This is a genomic window from Streptomyces bambusae (genome assembly GCF_020532645.1).
Classification (GTDB): Bacteria; Actinomycetota; Actinomycetes; order Streptomycetales; family Streptomycetaceae; genus Streptomyces; species Streptomyces bambusae.
Map to the genome: position 1 here is coordinate 1 of NZ_JAJAUZ010000136.1, position 1330 is coordinate 1330.

1 protein-coding gene is annotated in these 1330 nt (G+C 75.3%); it reads left to right on the top strand.

Annotated features, from left to right (window positions below; genetic code table 11):
- Positions 1-1330 (top strand): polyketide synthase dehydratase domain-containing protein (locus LG634_RS37510; protein ID WP_226741019.1); only part of this gene is annotated, 1330 nt, incomplete at both ends.

Here is a 1330-nt window from a genome sequence, read left to right on the forward strand (position 1 = left end):
TGCGCCACGACGCGTCGCACAGCGCCGACGCCTCCGCGGCCGGTCTGGGGCTGGGTCCGGCCGGGCACCCGCTGCTCGGGGCCGCCGTCTCGCTCGCGGATTCCGACGGCCTGGTCCTGACCGCACGGCTGTCCGTCGACACGCACCCGTGGCTGAGCGATCACGCAGTGTTCGGCACGCCGCTGTTCCCGGGCGCCGGACTCGTGGAACTCGCCTTTCGCGCAGGCGATCTGACCGGTTGCCACGCGGTCGAGGAACTGACGCTGGAGGCTCCGCTCGTCCTGCCGCCGTCCGGCGGCGTACGGGTCCAGCTGGCGGTCGGCTCGCCTGACCCCGCGGGACGCTGCACGTTCACGGTCCACTCGCGTCCCGAGAACGCGCCCGAGGAGGAGGCCTGGCTGCGTCACGGCACCGGCGTCCTGGCCCCGGAGGCGACCACGGCCCCGGCACCGGACACGCTCGCGGAGTGGCCGCCGCGTGATGCGGAGGCGCTGGACCTCGCCGGCTGGTACGACGCGCTGGCAGCGAAGGGGTTGGGCTACGGTCCGGCGTTCCAGGGACTGCGCGCCGCCTGGCGGCGCGGCACCGAGGTCTTCGCCGAGGTCGCCCTCGCCGACGAGCAGGGCGGCACCGCGGCGGCGTACGGCATCCACCCGGCGCTGCTCGACGCGGCGCTGCACGCCATCGAACTGGGCGCGCTGCCGGCCGCCGACGCGCTGCGGCTGCCGTTCGCGTGGAGCGGCGTACGGCTGCACGCCTCGGGCGCCGATGCGGCCCGGGTCCGGGTGCGCCCGGCGGGGACGGGGGCGGACGCGGTGGCACTGCTGATCGCCGACGGCACCGGTGCGCCGGTGGCCGAGGTGTCTGCGCTGTCCCTGCGCGCGGTGTCCGAGGATCAGCTGCGCACGGCGACCCGTCCGGGCACCGGGGAGCAGACGCTGTTCAGGGTGGAGTGGGTTCCGGTGGACGCGGCCGCCCCGACCGGCCCGTCCACGGACGGACTGTCGGCGGACGGACTCTCGGCGGACGACGTGACCGTGCTGCGCCTCGCGCCCGGCGCGGACGTGCACGACACCGTCCACGAAGCCCTCACCCGCACCCAGGAATGGCTCGCCGAAGACCGACCCGCGCAGGAACGCCTGGTCGTCGTCACCAGCGGCGCCATGGCCACGTCGACCGGCGACGACGCCGACGTCGCAACGGCCGCGGCGTGGGGTCTGCTGCGGTCCGCCCAGACCGAGAACCCCGACCGCATCATCCTCCTCGACCTCGACCCCACACACACCGACACCGACACCGACACCGACACCGTCCTCACCCGAGCACTCGG